Annotated in this window: 21 protein-coding genes; 13 read left to right on the forward strand and 8 right to left on the reverse strand. The window is 60.1% G+C overall.

All coding sequences use genetic code 11. The features are described from left to right. Window positions 1-6 precede the first annotated feature (6 nt). A complete protein-coding gene (locus tag ACQZ5N_RS10530) occupies window positions 7-1,221 on the reverse strand; it encodes an NADP-dependent isocitrate dehydrogenase (protein WP_003520411.1) in 1,215 nt (404 codons plus the stop codon). 215 nt (window positions 1,222-1,436) lie between these two features. On the opposite strand from ACQZ5N_RS10530, the gene ACQZ5N_RS10535 reads away from it, so the two are divergent. The 7 genes from ACQZ5N_RS10535 to ACQZ5N_RS10565 all read left to right on the forward strand — a co-directional run bounded on the left by ACQZ5N_RS10535 (window position 1,437) and on the right by ACQZ5N_RS10565 (window position 7,755). Then, window positions 1,437-1,970: a hypothetical protein gene (locus tag ACQZ5N_RS10535; protein WP_448732840.1), complete on the forward strand. Its 534-nt coding sequence runs from the start codon at window positions 1,437-1,439 to the stop codon at window positions 1,968-1,970. A gap of 138 nt (window positions 1,971-2,108) precedes the next feature. Beyond that, complete coding sequence (locus tag ACQZ5N_RS10540) at window positions 2,109-2,942, forward strand: RNA methyltransferase (RefSeq protein ID WP_003520414.1); 834 nt, start codon at window positions 2,109-2,111, stop codon at window positions 2,940-2,942. After that, a complete protein-coding gene (gene murI, locus ACQZ5N_RS10545) occupies window positions 2,926-3,747 on the forward strand; it encodes a glutamate racemase (protein ID WP_059760388.1) in 822 nt (273 codons plus the stop codon). Before ACQZ5N_RS10540 ends, murI begins: the two co-directional genes overlap by 17 nt. Window positions 3,748-4,125: 378 nt before the next feature. Further along, window positions 4,126-4,365, forward strand: a complete 240-nt coding sequence (locus ACQZ5N_RS10550; RefSeq protein ID WP_448732841.1) for a hypothetical protein — start codon at window positions 4,126-4,128, stop codon at window positions 4,363-4,365. Between the two features lie 169 nt (window positions 4,366-4,534). After that, window positions 4,535-5,173: a LysE family translocator gene (locus ACQZ5N_RS10555; protein WP_020810457.1), complete on the forward strand. Its 639-nt coding sequence runs from the start codon at window positions 4,535-4,537 to the stop codon at window positions 5,171-5,173. Between the two features lie 51 nt (window positions 5,174-5,224). Continuing rightward, window positions 5,225-6,112, forward strand: coding sequence for an EamA family transporter (locus ACQZ5N_RS10560; protein WP_448732842.1), 888 nt, complete (start codon window positions 5,225-5,227; stop codon window positions 6,110-6,112). A 128-nt stretch (window positions 6,113-6,240) separates the two neighbouring features. After that, on the forward strand, window positions 6,241-7,755 hold the full coding sequence (locus ACQZ5N_RS10565) for a helicase HerA domain-containing protein (RefSeq protein WP_448732872.1): 1,515 nt from the start codon (window positions 6,241-6,243) through the stop codon (window positions 7,753-7,755). Between the two features lie 234 nt (window positions 7,756-7,989). On the opposite strand, the gene ACQZ5N_RS10570 is transcribed toward ACQZ5N_RS10565, so the two are convergent. Beyond that, complete coding sequence (locus tag ACQZ5N_RS10570) at window positions 7,990-8,973, reverse strand: TerC family protein (RefSeq protein ID WP_269827521.1); 984 nt, start codon at window positions 8,971-8,973, stop codon at window positions 7,990-7,992. A 452-nt stretch (window positions 8,974-9,425) separates the two neighbouring features. Here ACQZ5N_RS10570 and rpsD point away from each other — a divergent pair, with 452 nt between their 5' ends. The 5 genes from rpsD to ACQZ5N_RS10595 all read left to right on the forward strand — a co-directional run bounded on the left by rpsD (window position 9,426) and on the right by ACQZ5N_RS10595 (window position 13,742). Then, a complete protein-coding gene (gene rpsD, locus ACQZ5N_RS10575; RefSeq protein WP_003520423.1) occupies window positions 9,426-10,043 on the forward strand; it encodes a 30S ribosomal protein S4 in 618 nt (205 codons plus the stop codon). 68 nt (window positions 10,044-10,111) lie between these two features. After that, entirely contained in the window at window positions 10,112-11,041 is a 930-nt protein-coding gene (locus tag ACQZ5N_RS10580) for a glutaminase (RefSeq protein WP_448732843.1), read from the forward strand. Window positions 11,042-11,102: 61 nt separating this feature from the next. After that, a complete protein-coding gene (gene ttcA, locus ACQZ5N_RS10585) occupies window positions 11,103-12,044 on the forward strand; it encodes a tRNA 2-thiocytidine(32) synthetase TtcA (RefSeq protein ID WP_161987873.1) in 942 nt (313 codons plus the stop codon). 16 nt (window positions 12,045-12,060) lie between these two features. Next, window positions 12,061-12,888, forward strand: coding sequence for an inositol monophosphatase family protein (locus ACQZ5N_RS10590; protein WP_059760371.1), 828 nt, complete (start codon window positions 12,061-12,063; stop codon window positions 12,886-12,888). 29 nt (window positions 12,889-12,917) lie between these two features. Then, entirely contained in the window at window positions 12,918-13,742 is an 825-nt protein-coding gene (locus ACQZ5N_RS10595; RefSeq protein WP_448732844.1) for an inositol monophosphatase family protein, read from the forward strand. 233 nt (window positions 13,743-13,975) lie between these two features. Here the strand turns inward: ACQZ5N_RS10595 and ACQZ5N_RS10600 are convergent, their stop codons facing one another. From ACQZ5N_RS10600 to ACQZ5N_RS10615, 4 genes are all read right to left on the reverse strand, one after another. Then, window positions 13,976-15,184: a multidrug effflux MFS transporter gene (locus tag ACQZ5N_RS10600; protein ID WP_059760367.1), complete on the reverse strand. Its 1,209-nt coding sequence runs from the start codon at window positions 15,182-15,184 to the stop codon at window positions 13,976-13,978. Window positions 15,185-15,321: 137 nt separating this feature from the next. After that, the gene (grxD, locus tag ACQZ5N_RS10605) at window positions 15,322-15,657 is read right to left on the reverse strand and encodes a Grx4 family monothiol glutaredoxin (protein WP_003520429.1); all 336 of its coding nucleotides are present in this window, start codon (window positions 15,655-15,657) and stop codon (window positions 15,322-15,324) included. 137 nt (window positions 15,658-15,794) lie between these two features. Further along, complete coding sequence (locus ACQZ5N_RS10610; RefSeq protein ID WP_448732845.1) at window positions 15,795-16,226, reverse strand: hypothetical protein; 432 nt, start codon at window positions 16,224-16,226, stop codon at window positions 15,795-15,797. Then, complete coding sequence (locus ACQZ5N_RS10615) at window positions 16,223-16,471, reverse strand: hypothetical protein (RefSeq protein WP_059760363.1); 249 nt, start codon at window positions 16,469-16,471, stop codon at window positions 16,223-16,225. The genes ACQZ5N_RS10610 and ACQZ5N_RS10615 overlap by 4 nt, the downstream gene beginning before the upstream one ends. 211 nt (window positions 16,472-16,682) lie before the next feature. Between ACQZ5N_RS10615 and ACQZ5N_RS10620 the strand changes: the two genes are divergently transcribed. Then, entirely contained in the window at window positions 16,683-17,831 is a 1,149-nt protein-coding gene (locus tag ACQZ5N_RS10620) for a hypothetical protein (protein WP_425647171.1), read from the forward strand. 140 nt (window positions 17,832-17,971) lie between these two features. On the opposite strand, the gene ACQZ5N_RS10625 is transcribed toward ACQZ5N_RS10620, so the two are convergent. Together ACQZ5N_RS10625 and purL are read right to left on the reverse strand one after the other, a co-directional pair. Continuing rightward, complete coding sequence (locus ACQZ5N_RS10625) at window positions 17,972-18,205, reverse strand: BolA/IbaG family iron-sulfur metabolism protein (protein ID WP_003507909.1); 234 nt, start codon at window positions 18,203-18,205, stop codon at window positions 17,972-17,974. 16 nt (window positions 18,206-18,221) lie between these two features. Next, window positions 18,222-20,456, reverse strand: a complete 2,235-nt coding sequence (gene purL / locus ACQZ5N_RS10630) for a phosphoribosylformylglycinamidine synthase subunit PurL (RefSeq protein ID WP_448732846.1) — start codon at window positions 20,454-20,456, stop codon at window positions 18,222-18,224. Between the last annotated feature and the right edge of the window lie 66 nt (window positions 20,457-20,522).

The raw sequence follows: 20,522 nt of genomic DNA on the forward strand, positions 1-20,522 counted from the left end.
GCTGGCTTAAGCCGCCATTGCCTTCTTGAGGTTTTCGTCGATCTTGTCGAGGAAGGCGGTGGTGGAGAGCCAGGGCTGGTCCGGTCCGATGAGGAGCGCCAGATCCTTGGTCATGTAGCCGCTTTCGACGGTGTCGACGCAGACGGTTTCGAGCGTTGCCGCAAACTTTGCCAGTTCCGCATTGTCGTCCAGCTTGGCGCGGTGGGCGAGGCCACGGGTCCAGGCGAAGATCGAGGCGATCGAGTTGGTCGAGGTTTCCTGACCCTTCTGGTGCTGGCGGTAGTGGCGCGTGACCGTACCGTGTGCGGCTTCGGCTTCGACCGTGCGGCCATCGGGAGACAGGAGAACGGAGGTCATCAGGCCGAGCGAGCCGAACCCTTGAGCAACCGTGTCGGACTGCACGTCGCCGTCGTAGTTCTTGCAGGCCCAGATGTAGCCGCCGGACCACTTCAGCGCGGAAGCGACCATGTCGTCGATCAGGCGGTGCTCATAGGTGATGCCGATTTCGTCGAACTGCTTCTTGAATTCGTTCTGGTAGACTTCTTCGAAGATATCCTTGAAGCGGCCGTCATAGGCCTTGAGGATGGTGTTCTTCGTGGAGAGGTAAACCGGCCACTTGCGCATCAGGCCATAGTTCATGGAGGCGCGGGCGAATTCGCGGATGGATTCGTCGAGGTTGTACATGGCAAGCGCCACGCCGGCGCTCGGGGCGTCGAAGACGTCCTTTTCGATGACCTGGCCGTCTTCACCGACGAACTTGATGGTCAGCTTGCCCTTGCCGGGGAACTTGAAATCGGTTGCCTTGTACTGGTCGCCGAAAGCGTGACGGCCGACGACGATCGGCTTGGTCCAGCCGGGAACGAGGCGCGGAACGTTCTTGCAGATGATCGGCTCGCGGAAGATGACGCCGCCCAGAATGTTGCGGATCGTGCCGTTCGGGCTCTTCCACATCTGCTTCAGGCCGAATTCCTCGACGCGGGCTTCATCCGGGGTGATGGTCGCGCACTTGATGCCTACGCCATGCTTCTTGATGGCGTGCGCCGCATCGACCGTGACCTGGTCGTTGGTGGCGTCGCGGTTTTCAACCGAGAGGTCGTAATATTCGATGTCGAGATCGAGGTATGGCAGGATCAGCTTGTCCTTGATGAGCTGCCAGATGATACGGGTCATTTCGTCGCCGTCGAGATCGACGACCGGATTGGCTACCTTGATCTTTGCCATGAATTCCTCACCTTCGAAGCTGTGGCGCCGGATGGCGCCGGTATCCGGAAAAATATCCGGTGCGGCTATAGCATCGCGCGCGCCTGAGGCAAAGCCATGGGGGGCGCTTTTTTGGCGCAGCGCAATAACGCTTTGCGCATTGCCAAACCATAATGCCGGAATACAGTCAGGCGAATCGCTTCGCCCGCCTGTCGGGCCTATCCCGGGATCACATCATGCGGAATATTCTGCTTCTGACTGCCGCCGTCCTCTTTTCGCATAGCGCGCTCGCCGCCGGGCCTGCCGATCCCGTTCAGAAGGTGATGGATATCACCGTCAAGAACTGGTCGGGCGAGGCGGAAAACTGGAAATACGTTTTCGACGAGGACATGCTGACCAGCCTGTTCAGCAAGGATTTCGTCGCGCAATATCGCGAAGCCTCCAAGAAGCCGGCTTACGAGGCCGAAAGCGGCGAAACCGGCGATCCCTTCGGTTACGATGTCGTGACGAACTCGCAGGATGGCTGCCCGCTGGCCGATGTTTCCGTGACGCCGGGCGCGGTGAAGGACGGCGTGACGGATGTGACGGCGAAATTCAAGCTCTGGGCCTGCATGGACGAGGCGGAGATGAAGGTGACGGTTGACGAAGTGCATTTCGACGTCGTCGAGGAAGACGGCCGCCCGGTCATCAGCGATATTCACCGGGTCGGCGATGAGGGCAGGGATTCGTTGCGTGAAGAAATGGCGACGATCATCAAGGGAGAGCAATAAGGGGCGTCTTGCCAGCGGGGTGGAGCCAGGCTTTCTCCGCGCCGGCTTTGATTTTGGCGCCGATCTGTGCCAGTGAAGCGCGCTTTAGCGCGTCGGGCTGAAAATCGATGCGACGCTTCAACACACGGACAAAAGACGATGGCAGGCACAAACAGCGATCTCGAACTTGTGGCGGAAGGCCCGGCGATCATTCTCGTCGAACCGCAGCTCGGCGAAAATATCGGCATGGTGGCGCGGGCCATGGCCAATTTCGGCCTGGCCGAATTGCGTCTGGTCAATCCGCGTGACGGCTGGCCGAGCGAGAAGGCGCGCGCCGCGGCCTCCAAGGCCGATCACGTCATTGACGCCACGAAGGTATTCGAGACGCTGGAAGAGGCGATCAAGGACCTTAATTTCGTTTATGCCACGACCGCGCGCGAGCGTTACGGTTTCAAGCCGGTGCGTGCGCCCGTCACCGCCGCCGATACGCTCAGGGCAAAATTCAAGGCTGGCGAAAAGACCGGTATCCTCTTCGGCCGCGAGCGCTGGGGGCTGACCAATGAGGAAGTGGCGCTGGCCGACGAGATCGTGACATTTCCGGTCAATCCCGCTTTTGCCTCGCTCAATATCGCACAGGCCGTGCTTCTGATGTCCTATGAATGGATGAAATCCGGCATGGACGATCTGGGAGAGACGCTTTTCCAGTCCGTCGAGCAGCGTCCTTCGACCAAGGAACAGGTTTTCGGCCTGTTCGAACATATCGAGGAAGCGCTGGATGCGCGGGGTTATTTTCATCCCGCTGAAAAAAAGCCGAAAATGGTCGACAATCTGCGCGCCGTGCTGTCGCGACGCGGGTTTTCCGAGCAGGAAATCAGCGTTTTCCGTGGCGTGATCAATTCGCTCGACCGCTTTCCACGGCAGTGGCCGAAGCAGGCGGGAAGGGCAGCGGGGCCGTCGGCCGAGGGAGCAGGGGAGAATGCTGAAGACGAGTGAGGCCGCGGCCGATGTTCTGAAACCGGTGCTGGTGTTCGATTCCGGCATTGGCGGGCTGACCGTGCTGCGCGAGGCGCGGGTGCTGATGCCCGAGCGCGGCTTCATCTATGTCGCCGACGATGCGGGTTTTCCCTATGGCGGCTGGGAGGAGGAAGCGCTGAAGGCGCGCATTCTCTCGCTCTTCGACAAGCTGCTGGACGACTATAGCCCGGAAGTCTGCATCATCGCCTGCAACACCGCCTTCACGCTCGCTGGCGCAGATCTTCGCGCCCGATTTCCGGATATGACCTTCGTTGGCACTGTGCCCGCCATCAAGCCGGCGGCGGAGCGCACCCGCTCGGGCCTCGTTTCCGTGCTGGCGACACCGGGCACCGTCAAGCGCGCCTATACGCGCGATCTCATCCAGTCCTTCGCCAGCCAATGTCATGTCCGCCTCGTCGGTTCGGAAAACCTGGCGCGCATGGCGGAAAGCTGGATCAGGGGCGAGCCGGTTTCGGATGAGGCTGTGCTTGCCGAAATCGAACCCTGTTTCATCGACAGCGAGGGAAAACGCACGGATATCGTCGTTCTTGCCTGCACCCATTACCCCTTCATGGCAAATCTGTTTCGCAGGCTGGCGCCATGGCCGGTGGATTGGCTCGACCCCGCCGAGGCGATTGCGCGGCGCGCGCGCCACCTCGTGCCGCTGCCGCAGGATGCGGAGCATCCGGATGGTTTCGATTTTGCCGTCTTCACCTCCGGCAAGCCGGATTTCGCCACCCGGCGGCTGATGCAGGGTTTCGGTCTCAGCGTTTCGGCGGCCTGAGCGCCTGTTGTATTTTTGCATCTGTTTTATCCGTCTTTTGCAATTCGAGATTGCGACCACTTGTCGCGCCGGATTTCTTGTGTAAGATGCATCTTGTCTGTAACCGCTATAAATGGAGGCGTGGAATGACCAATGACATCAATATGCGCCTTAACGGCATGTCAGGCCTTTCCGGCATGATTATCGGCGGTTATGTGACCCGAGGCATCTCCCTCCGATAAGGCTTATGGCCTGATTTCCTTGCCGTTTGGCATTTTCACTTCGTCCGACATGTGACTTGCGCGTTTGCGTGGCATGAGTGCTGCGCGCACCGTTTCGGCATGTCGTTTTCCATCGATAAAGGACCTGGCCGCTTTGCCGCGCCGGGATGGATTTCCCATGCAGAAAAATCAACCATTGGTAGCATATCCGCTGCCGGATGCGGTCGATCGCTTGTTCGTCACATTCGGTGTCTGGAAAACCCTGAAGGCGGTTCTCGTTGCCGCGGTGGTGCCGCGTGCACCGCCGACTGATCCTGCCGATCTGCCAGAGCGCCTTCTGGTCGATATCGGCCTTGAGCCGTCGCGGGTGAAGCGGCGGCGGGATTGGGAGGTTCCTTACTGGGCGCCCCGGTTTTGATTGGCAAAGGCCTCTCCGGCAAAGAAATGTCGGGGAGGCTTCGTCGTCGAGTTACGCCCGTTGACAAACCACGAAATGCAGGCGGCCGCGGCGCGATCTGCGAAAAATCCGGCTTGATGCGGAGCGTTTTCCGTGGCTTGCTCGAGACTAGGCACAAAGGAGACCTATCATGCCGCTGGAGAACTGGCTGGCCTTCGTGGCCGCATCCGCCATCATGCTCGCCATTCCGGGACCGACGATCCTGCTGGTGATTTCTTATGCGCTGGGCCATGGCCGCAAGGCCAGCACGGCGACGGTGACGGGTGTGGCGCTTGGTGATTTTACCGCAATGACCGCTTCCATGCTCGGTCTCGGCGCGCTGCTTGCCACATCGGCGGCGCTTTTCACTGGGCTTAAATGGATCGGTGCGGCTTACCTCATCTATCTCGGCATCAAGCTGTGGCGTTCGCCGGTCGGCGGCGAGGGTGCGGAAGGAACGGGCGTGACCGGCCGCGAAAGGCCGCTCAAAATCTTCCTGCATGCCTATATCGTCACCGCGCTGAACCCGAAGAGCATCGTGTTCTTCGTGGCCTTCCTGCCGCAGTTTCTGGTGCCGACATTGCCCTTCTGGCCGCAGGTGCTGATTTTTGAAGTCACATTCCTGGTGCTTGCCACGGTGAATGCGGCGCTTTATGGACTTCTGGCAAGTGCCGCCCGCAATACGATCCGCAAGCCGAAGGTTCAGCGCATCGTCAACCGCACGGGCGGCGGTCTCCTGATCGGCGCCGGTCTCGTTGCCTTCGGCTGGAAGAGGGCGGTTTCGGCGTAAAGCCCCTCAAACATCAGAGGTGTCGGTCGCCTGAAATTCGGACATAACAAAATGGCATTGCCGCATATTCTTCTCGCCCTGATCACCGTGTTTTTGTGGGGCTTCAACTTCGTTGCCATCAAGATCGGGGTCGCGGACATGCCGCCCCTGTTTCTGACGGCGCTGCGTTATCTCTGTGCGGCCCTGCCTCTGGTATTCTTCCTGCCGAAACCGAATGTGCCGTGGCGGCACATGATCGTTTACGGCATGGCCATGGGTTTCGTGCAGTTCGGCCTGCTTTATCCGGCCATCAAGCTCGGTCTGCCCGCCGGGCTTGCGTCGCTGGTCATGCAGTCTCAGGCCTTTTTCACGCTGGCGCTTGCCGTGCTGTTTCTCGGCGAGCGGCCTTTGCCTTCGCAGGTCGTCGGCGCGATCATCGCTTTCAGCGGGCTTGCGGTGATCGGCGTGGAGCGCATGACGGCTGCGGCTCTCGTGCCGCTTCTGATGGGCATCGGTTCGGCGATTGCCTGGGCTTGCGGCAATATCGTCAACAGGCGTATCGGCCAGGTGAACGCCGTTTCCTTTGTTGCCTGGACTAGCTTGGTGCCGGTCCTGCCGCTGGCGGCGCTTTCGCTGGTGGTGGAAGGGCCGGGTGCGATTGCCGATGGCCTTGCCAACGCAACGGCAATGACGGCTTTCGTGGTGGTCTATATGGCCTATGGCGCTACCATTGTGGGCGCGGGCATCTGGAGTTATTTGCTTCTGCGTTATCCGGCGGGAACCGTTGCGCCCTTTTCGCTGCTGGTGCCGGTGGTCGGTTTCGTCAGCGCCTATTTCGCTTTTGCGGAGCACATCACCGTCTTCGAGGTGGTGGGCGCGGCGCTGGTCATTCTGGGGTTGATGCTCAACGTCTTCGGGCGGCGTATCGCCTTTTCCTGGTTTCGGGGTCGGCCCGCATAGGCGGAATATTGAATTGCCTGTGCATTATCGGGATGCGGCAGACGCAACCGGCGATTTTTTGGTAAAGAGCATGTTCGGCCGCCGCCACGGGAATCGGCCGGATGACATGCAGCACGAGGAATGGAACATTGCAGGTCGGCATCGACATGGGAACCCTATCGGGCGGGCAGCAGGCCAAGCTCGATATCGAGGAATTGCTTGCGACGCGTTTGCTGGTGCAGGGCAATTCCGGTTCCGGCAAGTCGCATCTGCTGCGCCGGCTGCTGGAGCAATCGGCGCAATGGGTGCAGCAGGTCATCATCGATCCCGAGGGTGATTTCGTCACGCTTTCCGACAAGTTCGGTCATGTGGTGGTGGATGGCGAGCGTACCGAAGCGGAGCTTGCCGGCATTGCCAACCGTATTCGCCAGCACCGCGTCTCCTGCGTGCTGACGCTGGAAGGCCTCGATATCGAACAGCAGATGCGGGCCGCCGCCGCGTTCCTCAACGGCATGTTCGATGCGGATCGTGAATTCTGGTATCCGGTGCTTGTCGTGGTGGATGAGGCGCAGATGTTTGCGCCCTCCGTCGGCGGCGAGGTGACCGAGGATGCCCGCAAGGCCTCGCTCGGCGCCATGACCAATCTGATGTGCCGTGGGCGTAAGCGCGGGCTGGCCGGCGTCATCGCCACGCAACGTCTTGCGAAGCTTGCCAAGAATGTCGCGGCGGAAGCCTCGAACTTCCTGATGGGCCGCACCTTCCTCGATATCGACATGGCGCGCGCGGCCGACCTGCTCGGCATGGACCGGCGGCAGGCGGAAATGTTCCGCGATTTGCAGCGCGGCAATTTCGTGGCGCTCGGCCCGGCGCTGTCGCGCCGGCCGCTGCCCATCGTCATCGGCCCGGTGGAAACCTCGGCGCGTTCCTCTTCGCCGAAGCTGATGCCGCTGCCGGATGCCCTGCCAGATGTCGAAGACCTGATTTTCACGCCGGATCCGGAAGAGTTTACCCGGCCTGCCGTGCGCCGCACACCGCCAGCACCACGCCCGACCACGGATATTCTGGCCGAACTCTCCCGTTCCACGCCTGCTGCCGTCGGTCCTTCACCCGAGCAGCCGCGAAGCGGCCAGGCGGAGATGACGCCGGAGGAGCGTGAGGAGAAAATCGCTACGGTTCTCGTCGAAATTCTCGACGATCCGCAATCGGCCTATCGGACCGATGCCGTGCTTTATCAGGATTTTCTGGTGCGCGCTCGCATGCGCCGTATTCCCGGCACGCCGATGACGCTGCCGGAATTCCGCCGACAGGTGGCGATTGCCCGCTCCGGCGTGGATGCGGCGATGGCGGCCAGCGAAGGCTGGGAAAAGGCGCTGGAACTGTCGACGTCGGTTTCCGATGACCTTCAGGGCGTTTTCCTGCTGCTGGTCAAGGCCGCTCTTGGGGAGGAGCCTTGTCCGTCGGATGCCCGCATCGCCCGCGCCTACGGCACCCATTCCGCCCGCCGCGCCCGGCGGCTCCTCGGTTATTTCGAGGAGAAGGAGCTTGTGGTGGTGCATGCCGATTTCTCCGGCAAGCGCATCGTGGCTTTCCCTGATCTCGACGCGAAAACCGCACCCGGCGATGCGGATGCGGCGGAGGATGATACAAGGCTGGCGGCCGAATGAGGTTGGCAGGCTGCTTGTTTGACATACCTCCCGTCATGCCGGACTTGATCCGGCATCCAGCCACGGCGCGTCTGCGCCGTGAGACGAGTCTATTGCGATCAAGGACTTGATCGCACTGGACCCCGGATCGGGTCCGGGGTGACGGTGTGTATATTATGTTGCGGTGGCAACCTCATTCGTCAGCGGAATTCTGAGAGAGGCTGAGGAGGCGTTTCCGCCTCCTCGATAAAGGCCTTATTCGATGGCCTTTGCTTCCTTGCGCGTCGCGATCAGCGAACCGATGATGCCGGTTGCGAGGATGGCGACGGTGACGCCGAGAGAGACGGCGGGCGGGATCTTGGCGATGCCGAGCATGTCGGCGACGAAAATCTTCGAACCGACGAAGACCAGAACCGCAGCCAGCGCATATTTCAGATAAGCGAAGCGGTGGATCAGGGCGGCGAGCGCAAAGTAAAGGGCGCGCAGGCCGAGGATCGCGAAGATGTTCGAGGTGTAGACGATAAACGGATCGGTGGTGATCGCGAAGATTGCCGGGATCGAATCGACTGCGAAGATCAGGTCGGCGATTTCGACCATGATGAGCGCCAGGAAGAGCGGCGTCACGAAGGTCTTGAGTTTGCCGGTGGTCTCATCGGTTTCCTTGACGAAGAATTTCTCGCCATGCAGCCTGTTTGTCACCGGAAGGTGACTGCGCAGGAACTTCAGGATGCGGTTATTGCCGATATCCGATTCATCATGGTCGGACGAGAACAGCATCTTGAGGCCGGTGAAGACGAGGAAGGCCGCGAAGAGATAAAGCACCCAGTGGAAGTTTTCGACGATGGCCGCGCCACCGGCGATCATGATGCCGCGCAGGACGATGACGCCGAGGATACCCCAGAGCAGCACGCGGTGCTGATATTGGCGGGGAATGGCGAAATAGGAGAAGATCATGGCGATGATGAAGATATTATCCATCGCCAGGCTTTTTTCGACCACGAAGCCGGTGACATATTCCATCGCCGACTGTTCGCCGGACTGGTACCAGATCCAGCCGCCGAAGGCCAAGCCGATGGCGATATAAAAGCCCGACATCAGCAGGCTTTCACGAACGCCGATTTCCTTGGAGTTCTTGTGCAGCACGCCGAGATCGAGCGCGAGCAGGCCGAGGACGAGAGAAATGAAGACAGCCCACATCCATGTGGGGGTGCCGAGAAAATCCGTCAGGAGAAATTCCATCAGTCAACCTTTAGCCGGACGAGGTTGGCTTTGCGGATGGGGAACGTGCGTGAAGAATATACGTGGGCCCCAACCTAAAGAAACTCGACATCACGTGTTGTCCGGTAACACGCCAGAGGGGCCCGAGTTCTGATCACGATGGAGAGATGGGTGGGCGCTCAGGCTTTTCAAGGGCAGGATCGAGAAAAAAAGCGGCAGGCGTTGTTTGACAAATTTGTAAAACGTGTTTAGAAGCCGCCCCAACGCCGGGCAGTGATGTCCGGTGTGTTTTGTTGACTGCCTTGCAGTGTAATAGCTGACGTTCGGCGGTCAATATCACCGACATGTCCCGTGGTTTCTCCATTTGCATGTGAGAAGCCTGTCAGAGGCCCTGAAACGGGCTTCAGAGGAGGGCGTGTTTCCTTGAACCGGTTTGGTAACAAACCGGCATAACCTTTTGAGAAGGAAATACGATGAGCAAGCGCGAATCGGCTAAGTATAAAATTGACCGCCGCATGGGCGAAAACATCTGGGGCCGTCCGAAGTCCCCGGTTAACCGCCGCGAATACGGCCCGGGCCAGCACGGCCAGCGCCGCAAGGGCAAGATGAGCGACTTCGGCACGCAGCTGCGCGCCAAGCAGAAGCTCAAGGGCTACTACGGCGAACTGCGTGAAAAGCAGTTCCGCGCCACCTTCGACGAAGCAAACCGTCGCAAGGGTGACACCTCCGAAAACCTGATCGGCCTGCTCGAGTCGCGTCTGGACGCCATCGTCTACCGCGCCAAGTTCGTTCCGACCGTTTTCGCATCGCGCCAGTTCATCAACCATGGCCACGTCACGGTTAACGGCGTTCGCGTCAACATCGGTTCTTACCGCTGCAAGCCGGGCGACGTTATCGAAGTTCGCCAGAAGTCCAAGCAGCTCGTAACCGTTCTGGAAGCCGTTCAGCTCGCTGAGCGCGACGTTCCGGACTACATCGAAGTTGACCACAACAAGATGGTTGCGACCTACGCCCGCGTTCCGGCTCTCTCCGACGTTCCGTACCCGGTCGTCATGGAACCGCATCTGGTCGTCGAATTCTACTCGCGTTAATCGACGCGTTTCAGTATTCAGGAAGCCGCCCTTCGGGGCGGCTTTTTTGTTTGCGGGGAAGGCTTTGCATGCAGGACATTCAGGCGATCGTCGATTCCATTTACGACAGCATGGCGCCGAGGCTCGGCGAGGGGAAGGTCGCGGATTACATTCCCGAACTTGCCAAGGTCGATCCCAACCAGTTCGGCATCGCCATCACCACTGTCGATGGAACCACCTATACGGCCGGCAATGCGCTCACGCCGTTTTCGATCCAGAGCATCTCCAAGGTCTTCATGCTGACGCTGGCGCTCGGCAAGGCCGGCGAAACGGTGTGGAACCGGGTAGGGCGCGAGCCTTCAGGCTCTTCCTTCAACTCCATCGTCCAGCTGGAGCATGAGCACGGAATCCCGCGCAATCCCTTCGTCAATGCCGGCGCCATCGTGGTCACCGATATCGTTCTTTCCGGCCACCAGCCGCGTGAGGCAATCGGTGAACTTCTGCGCTTCGTGCGTTACCTCGCCGATGACGATACGATCAGCATTGATGACACGGTGGCGAAATCCGAGCAGGCGACGGGGTTCCGCAATTTCGCGCTTGCCAATTTCATGCGCTCCTTCGGTAATCTGCACCATCCCGTGGAATATACGCTCGGCGTTTATTTCCACCAGTGCGCGCTTTCCATGACCTGCGCGCAGCTTTCCCGCGCTGGCCTTTTCCTCGCCAATCGCGGCCGTAACCCGCTGACGGGGCATACGGTTGTGTCGGACCGACGGGCGCGGCGTATCAATGCGCTGATGCTGACCTGCGGCCATTATGACGGATCGGGCGATTTCGCCTATCATGTCGGTCTGCCGGGCAAGAGCGGCGTTGGCGGCGGCATCATGGCGGTGGCGCCGGGTAACGCGTCGATTGCGGTCTGGTCGCCGGGGCTCAACAAGGTCGGCAACTCGGCGCTCGGGTCACAGGCGCTGGAAATGCTGGCGACGAAAACCGGCTGGTCGGTATTCGGGGCTTGATATTGCCGGCGGATGGGGGCATTGCCTGCACTAAGAACGGCAGTGGTGCCGGAGCGAGCGGATGATGAACATTCTCACCAAGATCGATGACTTTGTAGATCAGGCTGGGGCCGACCAGATCGGGGCGGATCAGGACGCGTCCGAGGAAAACGGCAGCTCGCATCCCCTGTTCGACAATGCGCCGCGGTCGGTGTCGTTCAACAAGCTGCGCAAACGGCTGCTGCGCAATGTGCGCCAGGCCTTTGAAGATTTCGGCATGCTGAATGGCCAGAAGCGCTGGCTGGTTGGCCTTTCCGGCGGCAAGGACAGTTACGGTCTTCTGGCGCTGCTGCTCGATCTGAAGTGGCGCGGCCTTTTGCCGGTCGAACTTGTTGCCTGCAATCTGGATCAGGGCCAGCCGAATTTTCCCAAACACGTGCTGCCGGAGTATCTGGCGAAGATCGGTGTGCCCCATCGCATCGAATATCGCGATACCTATTCCGTGGTGAAGGAAAAGGTGCCCTCCGGCGGCACTTACTGTTCGCTCTGTTCGCGGCTTCGGCGCGGCAATCTCTACCGCATCGCCCGGGAGGAGGGCTGTGACGCGCTGCTGCTCGGCCACCACCGCGAGGATATTCTTGAGACCTTCTTCATGAACTTCTTCCACGGCGGCCGGCTGGCCGGTATGCCGGCGAAGCTTTTGAACGATGAGGGCGACCTGATGGTGATGCGCCCGCTTGCCTATTGCGCCGAAGAGGATATGGCGAAATTTGCGGCGGCGATGGAATTCCCGATCATTCCCTGCGACCTCTGCGGCTCGCAGGACGGGCTTCAGCGCAATGCCATGAAGGAGATGCTGGCCGACATCGAACGGCGTATGCCGGGCCGCAAGGACGTGATGCTGAGGGCGCTTGCCCATGTCAATCCGTCGCATCTGCTCGATCCGAAGCTTTTTGATTTTTCGGCGCTTTCTGTCACCGGGGCGTCACCTGAAGAGCGTAGGGAGGCCAATTCCCCCTTATGAAGAAGTGCCCCGCCCGATGACCCTTTCCGACAAAGATATCGACTTCCTCGTTTCCACCGTTGCCGCTGCCGGCGCGAATGAAATTCTTCCCCGCTTCCGAAACCTGAGCGCCGGTGCGATCTCCGAAAAGACCTCGGCCGTCGATCTGGTCACCGAGGCCGATGTTCTGGCGGAAAAGGCGATCACCGCTGCTCTCCTTCAGCGATTTCCGAAGGCCCATATCGTCGGCGAAGAGGCCTATGAGGCGGACCAATCCGTCATTCCCGCACTTGCCGATGCGCCGCTTGCTTTCGTGATCGACCCCATCGACGGCACTTTCAATTATGCTTCCGGTTTTCCCGCTTTCGGCACGCTGCTTGCGGTCACCGTCAGGGGCGAGACGGTGGCGGGCATCATCCACGATCCGGTGATGGGCGATACCATCGTTGCCCTGAAAGGCGAGGGCGCGTTTCTCAACCGCAGGAACGGTTCGCAGGCGAAGCTCAGGGTTGCCGATCCCGCGCCATTGTCCGATATGGTCGGCATCTTTTCCTGGGGCCACAGCCATCAGGATCGTCGGCCGGTGATTGCCGCCAATATGGCCAAGATCAAGATGGCGCTGTCGCTCAATTGCTCGGCACATGAATATTGGCTCGCCTCGGCCGGCAAGCTGCATTTCATCGGCCATGAAAAGCTGATGCCGTGGGATCATCTCGCCGGCGTGCTCATTCATCAGGAGGCGGGCGGTTACACGGCTCGTTTCGACAATACGCCCTATCGGCCGGGGCAGACGGAGGGCGGCATCCTGTCCGCTCCCGACAAGGAAAGCTGGAAGATGCTGCGACGGGAAATCGTCGCCTTATAACATCGCGCTCAAATAGAAGGATATCGCCCATGGCTCTCGAACTCGACATCGCCTCTCTTGCCAATGCGCTTCAGGAGGCGGCGGCAGTGGAAATCCTGCCGCGGTTCCGCAATCTGGGCGAAGGCGATGTGCGGATCAAGAGCGAGGCGATCGATCTCGTCACCGAGGCTGACGAGGCCGCTGAGCGGTTGATCCGCGCCCGCGTGCAGGAAATCATGCCGCAGGCGCTGTTCATCGGCGAAGAGGCGGTGGCGGCGGATGCCTCGCTGCTTGGCAAGCTTGCCGATGCCGATCTCGCCGTGGTGGTCGATCCCATCGACGGCACCTATAATTTCGCTTCCGGCCTGCCGCTTTTCGGCGTGATGATGAGCGTCATCTCCAAGGGCGAGACCGTTGCCGGCCTGATCTTCGATCCGATGGGCAATGACTGGGCGATTGCCGAAAAGGGTTCCGGCGCGTGGCTTTGCAGCGCCGACGGTTCGCAGACCGAGATGTCGGTCGTGCCGGCCCCGGAATTGTCGCAGATGGTCGGTATCGCCAATACCGGCTATTTCGACGTGGAGACACGGCGCAAGATCCTGACGAACCTCGCCGATGTGCGGCTCTTCACCAGCTATCGCTGCGCGGCGCATGAATACCGCCTGTTCTGCGGCGGCCACATGCATTTCCTGATGTATAACAAGCTGATGCCCTGGGACCATCTGGCCGGCACGCTGCTTTCGCAAGAGGCGGGCGCCTATGCGGCGCGTCTCGACGGCTCGCCCTATCTGCCGAGCCATTTGGATGGCGGGCTGCTGCTCGCGCCGGATCAGGAGACGTGGGAACTGCTGCGGGAGAAGATTTTTACGGTTTGAGGTGCGCTCACGCGAATTTCAGCTTCTTGCCTTCACAAGCCTGCCTGCCACGTCCTCAAATCTCTCCTTCGTCATGCTCGGGCCTGTCCCGAGCATCTGCAACATCCCGATTTTGTTGACGTGATTAGATCCTTGGGACAAGCCCAAGGATGACGTTGAGTGTGAAAGCAGACTTGTCATAACATTAAGGGCGCGGAACAGAATTCCGCGCCCTTTTATTTTTCTATCGCCCTTCAGCGGGTCGGCTTGTTATGTGCCTGAAACAGCACGCCCTTTTCACCGATCAGCACGAAGATGAGGCCGACGATGGAGACGGCGAAGAAGCCCGCCACCATGGGCAGCGCCGTTCCGTCGAAAGACTGGCCGATGGCCGCGCCGATCAGCGAGCCGCCGACGGTTCCCATGAAGCCCATGACGGAGGATGCGGTGCCGGCGACGTGGCCGAGCGGCTCCATGGCGAGCGAGTTGAAGTTCGAACCGATCCAGCCGAACTGGAACATGGCGAGCGCAAAGAACACGATGAAGATGGCGAAGGGCATCGGTTCCGGCCCCAGCACCTGCACCAGCAGCCAGACGAAGGTGATGGCGATGAAGCCGAGCAGTGAGCCGTGTGACAGCTTGCGCATGCCGAACCGGCCGACCAGCCTTGCATTGACGAAGGACGAGAAGGCCATGAACAGCGCCACGCCCGCAAAGGCCGCCGCAAACCATGCGCCGAGCCCGTAAATGCCCTTATAGACCTGTTCGACCGAGTTGATGAAGCCGAACAGCGCCCCGAAGATGAAGGTGCTGGAGAGCGTATAGCAGAGCGCGATACGGTTGGTGAGCACGATCTTGAAACCGCCGAGGATGGAGCTTACGGTCAAGGGGCGGACATCGTCCGGATGCAGGGTTTCCGGCAGGCGGAAATACATCCAGGCCGTCACCACGGCGGCAATGGCGGCCATGAAAGCGAAGATCAGGTGCCAGTCACCGAAAAACAGCACGATCTGGCCGGTGCCGGGCGCAATGACCGGTACGACCATGAAGACCATCATGATCAGCGACATGACTTCCGCCATCTGCCGTCCACCATAGATGTCACGCACGATGGAGACCGTGATGACACGCGTTGCCGCCGAACCGATGCCCTGAATGAAGCGCAGCATCAGCAGCCCTGAGAAGGACGGTACGAAGACCACGGCGATGGCTGAAACGATGTAGATGGCAAGCCCGACGAACATCGGCTTGCGGCGTCCGAAACGGTCCGAAATCGGTCCGTACAGAAGCTGGGCGATGCCGAAGCCGAGAAGATAGGCGGAAATCACATATTGGCGGTGGTTTTCGTTCTCGACGCCGAGCGAGGCACCGATTTCCTGAAGACCGGGCAGCATGATGTCGATGGCGAGCGCGTTCAGCGCCATCAGCATCGCGGCAAGCGCGATGAATTCCGTGCGCCCCATCGAGCCTGCGCGCGAAGCGGTGGATTGTGAAAGATTTGTCACAGGATTGCCCCAAAAAGAACGGCAAAGGCGTTGCATGAAGCAACGCCTGGCATAAATTTCTGACAATCAGGGTGGGCCGGATGAACCGGCCGAAATCAGGCCGCGCCGCGGACGCTGATACCCTGTTCTTGGAAGTGGTTTTGAAGTTCGCCGGACTGGAACATCTCTCTTACGATGTCACAGCCGCCGACGAATTCGCCCTTGACGTAGAGCTGCGGGATGGTCGGCCAGTTGGAGTAGTCCTTGATGCCCTGGCGGATATCTGCATCGGCAAGCACGTTGATGCCCTTGTAGTCGACGCCGAGATAATCGAGGATCTGTACCACCTGGCCGGAAAAACCGCACTGCGGAAATTGCGGGGTGCCCTTCATGAAAAGAACGATGTCGTTGCTCTTCACTTCGCTGTCGATCATGTCGTGAATGCCGCTCATAGGCCTATTCCTTTCACATGCGGTTCAAGGCCGCTGCTTTCTGTTTGTTCCTAGATAACATGTCGTGGCGCGATTTCCACCCGGAAAGCGTAAAAAACTGCGGGTGTGGCATCGCTGATTGCGGGTCGAAACTCCGGCTACCAGCGCGTCGTTCTCTTCGGGTAAGAAAAGTCGAGAACTATTTTTCCTATCCGCTCCCACCGTCTGAAGACTGATTGTATCAATACACCTGTTTCGCCTTCCCAAATATCGAATTCGCGAGTGTTATCGAACGTTATGGCTCGCATGCCGCTCGGCAACGAGCAATCGTCCTCACAGTCAATCTCCATTTCGCTATAGAAACTGTTCACTTCAATATCGAGAATTAACTTTGGACTTTTCTGGTCTACCAGGCGGCAGGTGTTGCCGGTTTTGCAGAAGGCTGTGCCGGATATCCGATCAGCACCATCAAGCTCCACGACGAAGCCGATCTTGATCTCTTTTCTGCTCTTAACCTCTGCGGCACCTTGTAACGGCCCCGAAATCGCCAGTAGTAAAAAGGCGGGAAGCAGGGGGAGGCGATACATCATCGATATCGTTGTCTGCTGCGGGCGGCGGCTGTGCGCCTTTTGCTCACCTGCTTCTTGGCTGGCTTGGGTTTGACGGCGGCGTTGAGTGCGGCTTCGAGGACGGATCCGACAATGCCGCCGGCAAGCGAGCCGGTGCTTTTCGTCCGGCGCGCGCGGCGGGTCTTGCGGATACCGGTCTTGGTGAGGATTTCAGACAGTGCGCCCTTGACGACGCCGTTGAGTACTTGATCGACGATGCCAGACAAATTTCCCTCACCGATAAATAAATCACATTTCCGTCGCGATTTTTACTATACGTGCATCGCCCGCTGTATCAAGCGATCCTTTCGGGTGTCTCTAGCGCGGTTTTGCTTTTCTCCGAAACGCAAAAGCGCACTATCTCTTTGTTTTTACGCATTGTCCTGACGTAAAAGCGATTGCGCTTTTACTGGAAATGCTCCGGCCGAAGGTTCATGCATGCCAGCCGTCAAGTCACGACTTGTTCTTTATTTCCCCGGTTTCGATCCGCTCGATGCGGCCGCCCATCATCTGCGTTACCAGCGGGCGGCGGCGCTGGCCGGCAAGACATGGGATGTCGATTATGCCGTGGGACCGCTGGAGAATGCGCCCGGGGGCGAAACATTCACGGTGGAGGCCTCGGCGGGCGACTGGCGGACGCGCTCCGACATTTTCGTTTACGACCATAATGCGGTGATATCGCAATTGCGGGATGCGCCCGTCTGGCGGCAGATCTGGCTCGGTTTCAAGGCCGGAGCCGGCATCATCGCCGAGGGCGGTGCGGCGCGTTATTTCCGCCACGCCTGGCGTTTTGGCCTGTTCTTCATCTTTCCGTTCCTGCTGATGCTTGTCGGCGGTGCGCTTGCGGCGGCTATTGCCCTGTCGCCCTTAATTTTCGCCTTACCTCTCTGGCTCTTGGCGATCAGCCTTCCCGTCGCCGCCCTGTTTTTCGTGAAGGCTTTCCTGCCGTTTGCGGAGCGGTTTCACACCCTGCATCTTTATGCGGACTGGCGGTTCGCGCTCGCAGTCGGCCGCGATGAGCCGATTGCCCGCGACTGGATCGAGGAGAGGGCAGCACTTGTTCTGACGGCGCTGGAGCAGCCTTCGGACGAGGTTTTGGTGGTTTCCCACAGCATGGGCGCCAGCCTTGCGCTCGCCGTGATCGGCCGAGTGCTGGAGCTGAAGCCGGATGCGCTGGATGGCCGGAAACTGTCCTTTGCGACCTTGGGCGGGGCGGCGCTGCAATGTGCGTTCCTGTCGAGCGCCGACCGGCTTCGTGAGAGCGTCGGTTCGATTGCGCGTCACCCAGAGGTGACATGGTTCGATATCCAGTGCCTGACCGATCCGATTCATCTCTACCGGTGCAATACCGTGGGCCTGACCGGTCACAGGGATGCGCCGCAGCCGAAGATCGTACCGATCCGCTTCAAGCATTCACTTTCACCGGATCGTTATAAGAAGAACAAGCGCAACTTCCTGCGCATGCACCGGCAATATGTGCTGGGGCCGGATCGCAGATCCGGTTACGATTTTACCCTGCTGACGGCGGGGCCTTTGCCTGCCGCCTCCTTCGCCGCTCTGGATTCGCAGACGCCGCCCGCCTTGTAAGCGGCGACGACCCATTCGGCCGGACATGAAAAGGCCCGCGTGAGAGTATCACGCGGGCCTTGATTTATTCCGCAGGTTTCACGCTCTGCCGCAGGCGGGACAGAGACGGTCTGTTGCTGGAACCGCTTTCACGGGCGCAATCATTCGGGAGCCGAGGTCTGCAGGGCAAGGGCATGCAGAACGCCGCCCATATTGCCCTTCAGCGCGTCATAGACCATCTGGTGCTGCTGCACACGGGTCTTGCCCTTGAATGCTTCCGCAACGACTTCCGCCGCGTAATGATCGCCATCACCGGCCAGATCGCGGATCGTGACCTTTGCCCCGGGAATCCCCGCCTTAATCATGTCTTCAATGTCGCCGGGTTTCATGGGCATGATGTTTCTCCTTAATTCATTCTGCGGCGAGCAAAGTTTCGCCGTCCATGAATTGAGGGAACCACGATTCATAGGCCAAGTGCAATTCTTTAATCTCGACAGCCCGCGCCGTGCCCAGCTTTACGGTGGAACCGCCGGTAACGCCGATGACCGGGCAGGAAACGCCCGCCGCCTTCGCCGCTGTCTGCACCTCGTCGAGATCGGCCTTTTTGACCGTCAGAAGGTAACGGCCCTGATCTTCGCCATAGAAGGTGAGGACCGGGTTGTGGCCTTCGACCGCGTCGATGGTCGCGCCGATGCCCGACGAAATCGCCATTTCGGCGACTGCAAGTGCCAGACCGCCCGAGGAGCAATCGTGAACGGCGGTGGCAAGACCGTCGGTGATGAGGCTGCGGACGAAATCGCCGTTGTTCTTTTCAGCGGCCAGATCGACATGCGGCGCCGGGCCATCGATGCGGCCATGAATGTCACGCATGTAAACCGACTGGGCGATATGCGTGCCGAGGCCGGCAGGGGCGCCGACGAGCAGCACCACTTCGTCAGCGGCGGCGAAACGGATGCGCGCCATGCGGCCCCAGTCCTTCAAGAGGCCGACGCCGCCGATGGTGGGGGTGGGCAGGATCGCCTGACCGTTGGTCTCGTTATAGAGCGAGACGTTGCCGGAAACGATGGGGAATTCCAGCACGCGGCAGGCTTCGCCTATGCCCTTGATGGCATGGACGAGCTGGCTCATGATTTCAGGCTTTTCCGGGTTGCCGAAATTGAGGTTGTCGGTTGCCGCCAGCGGCAAAGCGCCGGTTGCGGTGATGTTGCGCCAGCATTCGGCCACGGCCTGCTTGCCGCCTTCGAAGGCATCGGCCTCGACATAACGCGGTGTGACGTCGGAGGAGAAGGCGAGCGCCTTCTTGTCATGGCCTTCGACGCGAACCACGCCGGCATCGCCGCCGGGAAGCTGCAGCGAATTGCCCTGGATCAGCGTGTCATACTGTTCGTAGACCCAGCGGCGCGAGGAATTGTTGGCCGAACCGACCAGCGACACCAGCGCATCGGCGATATCGGCGGCGGGCACGTCGTTTTCCGCCAGCGGCGCGGGCACCTTGGCGGGCGTCCACGGGCGGTCATATTCGGGAGCCTGATCGCCCAGTTCCTTGATCGGCAGGTTGGCGACTTCCTCGCCATTGTGCAGCACGCGGAAGCGCAGATCATCGGTGGTCTTGCCGACGATGGCGAAGTCCAGACCCCACTTGACGAAGATCGCCTTGGCGACTTCTTCCTTGGAAGGCTCTAGAACCATAAGCATGCGCTCCTGGCTTTCCGACAGCATCATTTCGTAAGCCGTCATGCGCTCTTCGCGCACCGGCACGGCGTTCAAGTCAAGCTCGATGCCGAGATCGCCCTTGGCGCCCATTTCAACGGCCGAGCAGGTGAGGCCGGCCGCACCCATGTCCTGAATGGCGATGACCGCACCGGTCTTCATCAGCTCAAGGCAGGCTTCCAGCAGGCACTTTTCGGTGAAGGGGTCGCCGACCTGAACGGTCGGGCGCTTTTCTTCGATGGATTCGTCGAATTCGGCGGATGCCATGGTCGCACCGCCGACGCCGTCGCGGCCGGTCTTCGCACCGAGATAAACGACCGGCAGGCCGACGCCCTTGGCTTCCGAAAGGAAGATCGCGTTGGACTTGGCAAGACCGGCGGCAAAGGCGTTGACGAGGATGTTGCCGTTATAACGCGGATCGAATTCCACTTCGCCGCCGACGGTCGGCACGCCGAAGGAATTGCCGTAACCGCCGACACCGGCGACGACGCCGGCCACCAGGTGGCGGGTCTTCGGGTGGTCAGGCGCGCCGAAACGCAGGGCATTCATGGCGGCGATCGGGCGGGCGCCCATGGTGAAGACGTCACGCAGGATGCCGCCGACGCCGGTCGCCGCGCCCTGATAGGGCTCGATATAGGACGGGTGGTTGTGGCTCTCCATCTTGAAGACGACGCAGTCGCCATCGTCGATATCGACCACGCCGGCGTTCTCGCCGGGGCCCTGAATGACGCGCGGACCCTTGGTCGGCAGGGTCTTCAGCCACTTCTTGGAGGACTTGTAGGAGCAGTGCTCGTTCCACATGGCCGAGAAGATGCCAAGCTCGGTAAAGCTCGGCTCCCGTCCGATCAGGTCGAGGATACGCTGGTATTCGTCGGGCTTCAGCCCGTGGGATGCAACGAGTTCCGGGGTGATCTTGATGGAGTTTGGAATCGACATAGGTCTCACGCGGTTCGAGCCGAGGAAAGTTTCCGGTTCTTTAGCGCAAGAGGCTCCATGGCGCGA

It is taken from the genome of Agrobacterium sp. 22-221-1, assembly GCF_053522445.1.

What these genes read in the sequence shown, in the direction of transcription:
- ACQZ5N_RS10530 (WP_003520411.1), bottom strand. Translation starts at nt 1,221, where the DNA reads ATGGCAAAGATCAAGGTAGCCAATCCGGTCGTCGATCTCGACGGCGAC.
- ACQZ5N_RS10535 (WP_448732840.1), top strand. Translation starts at nt 1,437, where the DNA reads ATGCGGAATATTCTGCTTCTGACTGCCGCCGTCCTCTTTTCGCATAGC.
- ACQZ5N_RS10540 (WP_003520414.1), top strand. Translation starts at nt 2,109, where the DNA reads ATGGCAGGCACAAACAGCGATCTCGAACTTGTGGCGGAAGGCCCGGCG.
- murI (WP_059760388.1), top strand. Translation starts at nt 2,926, where the DNA reads ATGCTGAAGACGAGTGAGGCCGCGGCCGATGTTCTGAAACCGGTGCTG.
- ACQZ5N_RS10550 (WP_448732841.1), top strand. Translation starts at nt 4,126, where the DNA reads ATGCAGAAAAATCAACCATTGGTAGCATATCCGCTGCCGGATGCGGTC.
- ACQZ5N_RS10555 (WP_020810457.1), top strand. Translation starts at nt 4,535, where the DNA reads ATGCCGCTGGAGAACTGGCTGGCCTTCGTGGCCGCATCCGCCATCATG.
- ACQZ5N_RS10560 (WP_448732842.1), top strand. Translation starts at nt 5,225, where the DNA reads ATGGCATTGCCGCATATTCTTCTCGCCCTGATCACCGTGTTTTTGTGG.
- ACQZ5N_RS10570 (WP_269827521.1), bottom strand. Translation starts at nt 8,973, where the DNA reads ATGGAATTTCTCCTGACGGATTTTCTCGGCACCCCCACATGGATGTGG.
- rpsD (WP_003520423.1), top strand. Translation starts at nt 9,426, where the DNA reads ATGAGCAAGCGCGAATCGGCTAAGTATAAAATTGACCGCCGCATGGGC.
- ACQZ5N_RS10580 (WP_448732843.1), top strand. Translation starts at nt 10,112, where the DNA reads ATGCAGGACATTCAGGCGATCGTCGATTCCATTTACGACAGCATGGCG.
- ttcA (WP_161987873.1), top strand. Translation starts at nt 11,103, where the DNA reads ATGATGAACATTCTCACCAAGATCGATGACTTTGTAGATCAGGCTGGG.
- ACQZ5N_RS10590 (WP_059760371.1), top strand. Translation starts at nt 12,061, where the DNA reads ATGACCCTTTCCGACAAAGATATCGACTTCCTCGTTTCCACCGTTGCC.
- ACQZ5N_RS10595 (WP_448732844.1), top strand. Translation starts at nt 12,918, where the DNA reads ATGGCTCTCGAACTCGACATCGCCTCTCTTGCCAATGCGCTTCAGGAG.
- ACQZ5N_RS10600 (WP_059760367.1), bottom strand. Translation starts at nt 15,184, where the DNA reads ATGGGGCGCACGGAATTCATCGCGCTTGCCGCGATGCTGATGGCGCTG.
- grxD (WP_003520429.1), bottom strand. Translation starts at nt 15,657, where the DNA reads ATGAGCGGCATTCACGACATGATCGACAGCGAAGTGAAGAGCAACGAC.
- ACQZ5N_RS10610 (WP_448732845.1), bottom strand. Translation starts at nt 16,226, where the DNA reads ATGATGTATCGCCTCCCCCTGCTTCCCGCCTTTTTACTACTGGCGATT.
- ACQZ5N_RS10620 (WP_425647171.1), top strand. Translation starts at nt 16,683, where the DNA reads ATGCCAGCCGTCAAGTCACGACTTGTTCTTTATTTCCCCGGTTTCGAT.
- ACQZ5N_RS10625 (WP_003507909.1), bottom strand. Translation starts at nt 18,205, where the DNA reads ATGCCCATGAAACCCGGCGACATTGAAGACATGATTAAGGCGGGGATT.
- purL (WP_448732846.1), bottom strand. Translation starts at nt 20,456, where the DNA reads ATGTCGATTCCAAACTCCATCAAGATCACCCCGGAACTCGTTGCATCC.